Annotated in this window: 5 protein-coding genes; 1 reads left to right on the top strand and 4 read right to left on the bottom strand. The window is 71.7% G+C overall.

Annotated elements, in window-relative coordinates; all coding sequences use genetic code 11:
• The first annotated feature begins 127 nt into the window (after positions 1–127).
• Positions 128–307: a ferredoxin gene (locus M0P34_RS14360; protein ID WP_291500339.1), complete on the top strand. Its 180-nt coding sequence runs from the start codon at positions 128–130 to the stop codon at positions 305–307.
• A 63-nt stretch (positions 308–370) separates the two neighbouring features.
• On the opposite strand, the gene M0P34_RS14355 is transcribed toward M0P34_RS14360, so the two are convergent.
• The 4 genes from M0P34_RS14355 to M0P34_RS14340 form a co-directional block, all read right to left on the bottom strand.
• Complete coding sequence (locus tag M0P34_RS14355) at positions 371–1,519, bottom strand: HAMP domain-containing sensor histidine kinase (RefSeq protein WP_291500337.1); 1,149 nt, start codon at positions 1,517–1,519, stop codon at positions 371–373.
• A gap of 94 nt (positions 1,520–1,613) precedes the next feature.
• Positions 1,614–1,832: a hypothetical protein gene (locus M0P34_RS14350; RefSeq protein ID WP_291500335.1), complete on the bottom strand. Its 219-nt coding sequence runs from the start codon at positions 1,830–1,832 to the stop codon at positions 1,614–1,616.
• A gap of 67 nt (positions 1,833–1,899) precedes the next feature.
• Positions 1,900–2,730: a hypothetical protein gene (locus tag M0P34_RS14345; protein WP_291500333.1), complete on the bottom strand. Its 831-nt coding sequence runs from the start codon at positions 2,728–2,730 to the stop codon at positions 1,900–1,902.
• Between the two features lie 137 nt (positions 2,731–2,867).
• A complete protein-coding gene (locus tag M0P34_RS14340) occupies positions 2,868–3,359 on the bottom strand; it encodes a hypothetical protein (RefSeq protein ID WP_291500331.1) in 492 nt (163 codons plus the stop codon).
• Positions 3,360–3,624 lie beyond the last annotated feature (265 nt).

Genomic DNA, 3,624 nt, shown 5'->3' with positions numbered 1-3,624 from the left:
GGGGAGTCCGCCCCGGGCCGCCCCTGCCCGGAGCGCCGCCGCCAACATTGAAAAACCCCTGGAAAAAACGCGCCGGATGGCCTATGCAGTATGGCAAGCCTTTCAACCCAATACGGAGGTCCGAGAGATGGGTATTGTCATCAGCGACGAGTGCATGGGCTGCGAATCCTGCGTGGAGCTGTGCCCCGATGTCTTCGAGATGAGCGAGGCCGGGGACGTGGCGGTGTGCAAGGCTCCCGACAGCACCCTGGACTGCGTGCAGGAGGCCATCGACGCCTGCCCCGCCGAGGCCATTTCCAGGGAGTGATCCCGGCGGGCCGCCAGGCGGCACGCCACCGGGAGACCGGCCCATGCGCGGGCCGGTCTTTTTTTACGGCTTGTCGAGAACCCGGGGCAGATCCACCAGGAACACGGTGCCCTCGGCCTCGGTGGAGGTGAAGCGGACCGTGCCGCCCAGGTGGTTCTGGGCCAGCATCAGCATGCTGAAGGTGCCCAGGCCCCGGTCCTGGCCCTTGGAGGAGAAGGAACGGCGGAATATCTGGCGCTGGATGGGCCGGGGGATGCAGCCCTGGTTGTGCACGAAAAAGCGCACGCGCCCGTCCTCGGCCCGGCACCAGGCGCGCACGCTGCCCCCGGCGGGCGTGGCCTCCAGGGCGTTCTTGATCATGTTGCCCAGCACGCGGCCCAGCAGGGCCGGATCGGTGACCAGGGCCAGGGCCTCGCTGTCGTGGTTGACGACGATGGTCCGGCCCTCGGCCCGGGGCAGGTGGGCGTACTGTTCGGCCAGGGCCTCCAGCAGCTCGTCGGAGCGCACCCGGACCGGGCGGGCCACCAGCTCCTGGCTTTCGGCGGCCAGCAGGGTTTTCTGGCTTTGGATCTCGTCCACCAGGTGGGTCAGGGTGCGCAGCAGCAGGCCCAGCTCGTGGCGCTGCCCGCCCTCGGCCTGCTCGTGGAGCAGCTCCACCAGCCCGGTGGCGTTGCCCGCGCTGTTGATGATGTCGTGGAAGAATATCCGTTCGAGGTAGCGGCGGCGCTTGGCGTGGCTCACGTCGTGGATGGTGAAGATGGTCAGCGGGCGGCCCAGGGAGGCGAAGGGCTCCGCATGGACCAGCAGGTCCAGGGCCGTGACCTCGCCGCCTGCCTCGCGCAGCATGTTGCACTCGCGGGTGGCGGCCAGCCCCCGGATGCTGGACAGGATGGCGCCCACGGCGCCGCACTCGCGGCAGAACTCGGTGGTTCCGCAGCCGCCGGGCGTTTTGCGGGCGTGCACGCAGTCGAACAGCTCCCCGGGGCGCAGGCCCAGGGCCTGGTCGGCCCCGGAGCGGTCCAGGTACAGCCACAGCGAGCGGTTGGCATGCACGAGCTGGCGGCAGTCGTTGAGCACGAGCACCGGCGAGGGCATGGCGTCGAGCACCTCGGACGCGGCGGAGGTCTGGAACAGGCGGGCGTCGGCCAGGAGTTGGTTTTTTGTCGAGCGCTCCGCCGGGGCGAAGGCCGTGGGCAGGGGGCAGTCGGTCATGGCGTGCCTGCTGGGGTCCGTTCTTGCGGGGCGCCTGGCTGGGCAGGGCTCCGGGTTTCGGGGGCGCGGTGCGGTGCCTGGCCCGCCCGCCCGGTCATCGCCCCTGGGCCATGAGGCGCACGGCGAGGTCGTGGTCCTCGGGGTAGCGCAGGCCCTGGGCGCCGACGATGAAGCCGGGGCGCAGGGCGTCGGAGCGCGGGTCGTCCAGGGTCATGATGACCCAGGCGCCCGAGCCGTCGTCGCCGACGACCATCTCGCGCAGCTGTTCGAGGGCGAGGTTCTGGGCGCGGCGCAGGCTGGCCTTGAGGTCCATTGCGGCTCCGGGGCTTCTGGTGCTTGGGGGCTGGGCGGAAACTGCATACCCGCGCCCGGCGTACGGGTCAACCCGTGCGCCGGACGATCTCGCGGGCTTCGTCCAGCCCGGGGTCGGCGTCCAGGGCCTTGCGGGCGAATTCGTACGCCTTGTCGCGCTTGCGCCAGGCCAGGTAATGCCGCGCGAGGTTCAGGTAGGTCAGGGGGTGGCCGCCGAACTGGCGGATGGCCGCGAGATAGATGTCCTCGGCCTTGCCCATCTCGCTCAGCTCCTGGCAGGCGCGGATGCCCAGGGTGTAGGCCGTGTGGTCCCGGGGGGCCGCCGCGCGGGCCTGGGCCAGGATGTCGGCGGCCTCGGGCAGCAGGTTCTTGTCCAGCAGGCGCGAGCCGATGTCGGCCAGCACTCCCGGCTCGTGGCCGAACTCGTCGGCCACCCGGCGCAGCCAGGCCTTGCCGCGCGCAAGGTTGCCCCGGTCCAGGGCCTGCTGGCCCTTGTCCAGCCAGGCGGCCTTCTTTTCGGCCAGGGCGGCCAGGCGCCGCTGCTCGCGCTCGCGCTCCTTGGCGGCCATGCGTTCGCCGATGATGTCCAGCTTGGCGCGCACCATGTCCTCGCAGCCCGGGCTGTAGGCCAGGAACGGCCGGGCGCGGATCTTGATGCCGTGCATGAAGGCGATGACGCCGGGGTGGGAATTGAAGTTGTCGCAGAACTCGATGCACAGGAATTCCAGCTCGTGTTTGCATTTGCCCACGAGCTGGACGCATTGGGGCTTGAGGGTGAAGGCCACCACGGCGGCCTGGACGGCCTTGCGGTATTCCTTGCGGCGCAGGTAGCCGTTGGCCCGCGCCAGGTTGCGTTTTGTGCGGTGGTAGGGCGAGTCGATGCTGGGTCCGGGTCCCATGCGGGTGCGCTCCAGTCCGGTCCTTCGTGTGGCGGGCGGGTTTTTTCCTGGGGCACAATGGCACGCAACGGCGTTTGGATCAAGGCCGTTGCATGGCGGCGGCCTTGTTTCGCTCCGGGGGTGCGGCGGCGGGGAGGTCAGCGGGGCGGGATGACCGGCCGCGTCCTGGCCGCCGCGGGCGGCGGCGCCGCCAGGGGCGGCGCCGGGGTCCGGGGGCGCGGGGGCGCGGCGGCGCCCTGGGCCCATGCGGCGGTGAGGGCCTCGGCCATGCCCCGCAGCTCGGCGCGGTCCGGATACCAGAACAGCGGGTCGCGGCTGAATTTGTCGTAGACCGGCTCGGGCGCGGCGCCGGGGCCCAGGGGGCAGGCCGGGGCGATGGTCACGGCGGACAGGTGCCACGTCGTGGCCAGCCCGGCGTCGTCGAAATACACGCGCAGGCATTGCAGGGCGGCCAGGCGCGGGGCCCGCCCGGGGCTGGCCGCCAGGAACGCCCGGGCCGCCTGGGCCACGGTTCCGGCGCGCAGGGGCAGCGGGCCCCGGCGCAGCAGCATCTCGTCCCACACGGCGGAAGGCACGCACAGCGGGCAGCCCGTGGGGCCAAGGACGATGGTCTTGCATTGCAGGCTCATGGCGGCTCTCCTGGCGGTTGCCGGTTGTGCGCGAAAAACAGGGGCTGGCGGGACGGGGCGAGGAAGGAGGGTGCGCGAGTATCCACTGTTAGCAGCTTCCCCGCCCTGGTGCAACCTCGGGTGCACAAAACCCCGCAAGGCCCGGCGCGCGGGCTGGCGGCGGCGCTGGCAGGAGGCGCGGGACAGGGGGCATGGGCTGGGGATGCGGGGCAGGGGCGACCTCCATGAGCAGTGCGGGTGCGCGGGTGCGGCCGGGCACCGCCGG

Origin of the sequence: Desulfocurvus sp., assembly GCF_023230885.1 — a bacterium.
Taxonomy (GTDB): Bacteria; Desulfobacterota; Desulfovibrionia; order Desulfovibrionales; family Desulfovibrionaceae; genus Desulfocurvus.
Note: the sequence above shows the minus strand (reverse complement) of the source record. Positions and strands in the feature narration are given on the sequence as shown.

Coding starts and splice junctions, on each gene's coding strand:
- M0P34_RS14350 (WP_291500335.1), bottom strand. CDS start 1,832: ATGGACCTCAAGGCCAGCCTGCGCCGCGCCCAGAACCTCGCCCTCGAA.
- M0P34_RS14355 (WP_291500337.1), bottom strand. CDS start 1,519: ATGACCGACTGCCCCCTGCCCACGGCCTTCGCCCCGGCGGAGCGCTCG.
- M0P34_RS14340 (WP_291500331.1), bottom strand. CDS start 3,359: ATGAGCCTGCAATGCAAGACCATCGTCCTTGGCCCCACGGGCTGCCCG.
- M0P34_RS14345 (WP_291500333.1), bottom strand. CDS start 2,730: ATGGGACCCGGACCCAGCATCGACTCGCCCTACCACCGCACAAAACGC.
- M0P34_RS14360 (WP_291500339.1), top strand. CDS start 128: ATGGGTATTGTCATCAGCGACGAGTGCATGGGCTGCGAATCCTGCGTG.